Here is a 3,202-nt window from a genome sequence, read left to right as displayed (position 1 = left end):
GCTGGATGCTGCAATGGTGGGTGCGGTGCTGTCGACCGGCCCGCTCGTCTCGACCTTGTCGGCGCTGGTCGCCGGACGCCTGACCGACCGCTTCGGCGCTCATAGGATGATGGTCGCAGGCCTGCTCAGCCTCACGACAGGCACGTTCCTGCTGTCGCTCGCCATGACCAGATTCGGCATTGCCGGCTATATCGTTGCGATCACCGTCACCTGCATCGGCTACGCGCTGTTCCAGACGTCGAACAATGCAGCCGTCATGACTGGCGTTGACGCCGGTCAGCGCGGCGTCGTCTCCGGTCTGCTCAACCTTTCGCGCAATCTCGGGCTCATCACCGGCGCCTCGTTGATGGGCGCCATATTCGCCGTCGCATCGGCCGAAGGGCACGAAGGCATTGGTCTTCTGAGTTCCGAGGCCGCCGCCCGGGGAATGCAGGTCACCTTTCAGACGGCGACGGTGCTGGCGCTGGCTGCGCTGTTCCTCGCACTGCTCTCGGCCCGCGCCACAGGCCGCGCAGAATCCAGGGCTTCGTGACGCGCACACCACTCAGAGAATAGAATTTCCAAACAGGCTCAGGCACCTGCCCGCTTGCGGCGCTCATAGAGCATGACCAGCGTTTCCGCCGTCAAGGCAGGCTTTTCCTCGCCTTCGATCTCGACCGTGTTGGCCGCCTTCATCAGATACTGGCCCGGGCCTCTGTCCTCCATGGACAGCAGCGTGATGCGCAGTCTGATGCGGGCGCCGACTCTGACCGGCGCCAGGAAGCGTACTTTGTCGAAGCCATAATTGAAGGCGGCCTGCGTATTCTCGGGCACGATGCCCATGCCGAGCGCCAGCGCGCCGATGATCGACAGCGTCAGATAGCCATGCGCGATCGTCGTGCGGAACGGGCTTTGCCGCCGCGCCCTTTCAGGGTCGACATGAATCCATTGATGGTCGCCGGTGCATTCAGCGAACTGATCGATGCGGTTCTGGTCGACCGTCGTCCACTCCGACACGCCGAGTTCCAGCCCGGCCATCGTCCTCAACTGCTCGTAGGTAGGCGGCGTTTTAGGCCGTATTTCGTTCATTCCTGGTTTCCCGATCGCTTCCAGAGCCTCCGGACCACGAACTGACGGCCTCTGTCAATTCGCTCTACGCGAATCCGTTCCGTCGATCTCGGCCGCAATCGAGCCACGCCGCCGGCGCAGTCGCAGGCCAACTCGGGCTTTCCGGGCTTCAGGGCGGCCGGCAGCCATGAACCGGTCCCGGCCACATCCGCTACTTCTTCTCGTAGCCGGCGCGGATTTCCTCCATCGCCTCCTTGATGCGGGTGCGCAGGATGTCGACCGATTCGGCACCGGATTTCTTGACCAGTTCAGCCACTTCGCCGGCATTTTTCAACGCGGCCTCGAAGGACTTTCTGGCAAACTCCGTCTGTTTGGCCATCAGTTCCTGCGGATTGCCCGGCGCCCTGTAGCTTTGCGCCATATCGGTGACCTCGCGCAGCGTATCCTGCAGCATCTCGCGCTGCCGGGACAACAGCGAGGTGGCGCCGGCGGCACCGGCTCGTGCCGATTTCTCCAGCGCTTCGAGGTTCTTGCGATGATGGGCGAGGATCGCCTCGACATCGACATTCGGCACCTTCAGGTCGCGGCCGAACCTGCCGAACATGTCCATGAAGGAATCGGATTCCGGTTGTTTTGCCATGCTTGTTTGCTCCCCTTTGCCGCGGATGCGGGCACCCTCGGATGGAGAATAACACTCGCGTGCCGTGAGTCCATTCGGACGCGGAGGAATGAGCGCCAGTCTGGCCGCGCATCAATTCACGAGGAACAGCCGCTCGGCCACATAGAGCACGACACCGGCGAGCCCGCCGATGATCATGCCGTTGAAGCGGATGTACTGCAGGTCCCGGCCGATGTTCATCTCGATCAGCCGCGTCAGTTGCGCGAGGTCCCAGCGTTTGACCTGGTCGGCGATGAATGTCGACACGCCGGCCTTCTGGCTCTCCACGAACGACGCCAGCGCCACCACGAACCCCTGGTTCATGTCGGCCCGGATCTGCGCATCGCCGGCAAGATGCCGGCCGACCTCGACGAACATGTTGGCGAGGTGCGCACGGATGACCGAATTCGGCGCCTTGGCATCCTGCTCGATGAACTGGCTGAGGCTTGCCCACATGTCGCCGGCCAATCCCTTGACCTCCGGCCGGGCCAGGAAGTCGCGCTTCAGCTTTTCGGCCCGTTTGGCGTATTGTTTCGATGTCCTCAGCTTATCGATGAAGCCTTGGGCGAAGCCGTCGAATTCGGCGCGCATCGGGTGGTCGGGATCGGCCCTCACTTCGTCGAGCAGCGAGCCCGCCGAGGCGACGATCTTCTTCAGGAGATAGGCGTCGGCGCGGAACAGGTTGAACAGCGACGGCAGTTCCTCGCGGATTTTTTCGCGCATCGTTGCCAGCGCTTTTTCGTCATTGAGGAACCGCCCGATCACCTTGGTGAATTCGTCGAACAATTTCTGATGGCGGCGATCATCGGTAAGCGCCGAGAGCAGTTCGGCGGCCAGCGGCGCCAGCGGCACCTTTTCGATCTGTTCGAGCATGCGGCTTGTGACGAAGCCGCGCAGGCCGGATTGCTCTATCGCCGCAAGCGTCTGCGGCACCAGCCGCACGATGAAGCGCGACAGGCCGGCGGCGCGCTCCGTATCGGCCAGCCAATCGGCGACCAGCGCCGAAAAATCGACCTCGGCAAGCTTTTCACGCACCGGTTCGGGCGCCAGAAAGTTGACCTCGATGAAGCGGCCGAGATTGTCGGCGATGCGGTTCTGGTTCTCGGGGATAATGGCGGTGTGCGGGATCGGCAGCCCCAGCGGCCTTCGAAACAGCGCCACCACCGCGTACCAGTCGGCGAGGCCGCCGATGGTCGCCGCCTCGGAAAAGGCAGCGACGAAGCCGAGCCACGCATGGATGTGCTCGAACGATTTGGCGAGCGCAAACACCAGTACGCAAAGCGCCAGCGCGGCCGCCGCGAGGAATTTCGTCCGCCGCAACGCGGAAAGCTTGGCATCCGCTTCGGCATCGAAACGGACCGGCGTCAAGGGCGAAGCCGATTGTGACATGGGTGAGCCGCTCCTCGTCGATCTCAGCCTATCTAGTGTTCCGACGGCCGAAATACCCGCGACAGCCGGTTTCGCCCGGCATCTTGCCCGGCTGCGCACACAAAGTTG

Annotated in this window: 4 protein-coding genes; 1 reads left to right on the top strand and 3 read right to left on the bottom strand. The window is 63.1% G+C overall.

Going from position 1 to position 3,202, the window contains the following annotated elements:
• Window positions 1-532 (top strand): MFS transporter (locus tag EN914_RS29395; protein WP_127389449.1); only part of this gene is annotated, 532 nt, incomplete at its 5' end.
• Window positions 533-570: 38 nt separating this feature from the next.
• Here the strand turns inward: EN914_RS29395 and EN914_RS29390 are convergent.
• The 3 genes from EN914_RS29390 to EN914_RS29380 form a co-directional block, all read right to left on the bottom strand.
• The gene (locus tag EN914_RS29390) at window positions 571-1,068 is read right to left on the bottom strand and encodes a MaoC family dehydratase (protein WP_013531248.1); all 498 of its coding nucleotides are present in this window, start codon (window positions 1,066-1,068) and stop codon (window positions 571-573) included.
• 190 nt (window positions 1,069-1,258) lie between these two features.
• Window positions 1,259-1,687 (bottom strand): phasin family protein, encoded by a 429-nt coding sequence (locus EN914_RS29385; protein WP_024503818.1) that lies wholly within the window; start codon window positions 1,685-1,687, stop codon window positions 1,259-1,261.
• Between the two features lie 111 nt (window positions 1,688-1,798).
• Complete coding sequence (locus EN914_RS29380) at window positions 1,799-3,094, bottom strand: DUF445 domain-containing protein (protein WP_127389448.1); 1,296 nt, start codon at window positions 3,092-3,094, stop codon at window positions 1,799-1,801.
• Between the last annotated feature and the right edge of the window lie 108 nt (window positions 3,095-3,202).

This window comes from Mesorhizobium sp. M7A.F.Ca.CA.001.08.2.1 (assembly GCF_003998455.1).
Classification (GTDB): domain Bacteria; phylum Pseudomonadota; class Alphaproteobacteria; order Rhizobiales; family Rhizobiaceae; genus Mesorhizobium; species Mesorhizobium ciceri.
This window is presented reverse-complemented; position numbering and strand designations above follow the sequence as displayed.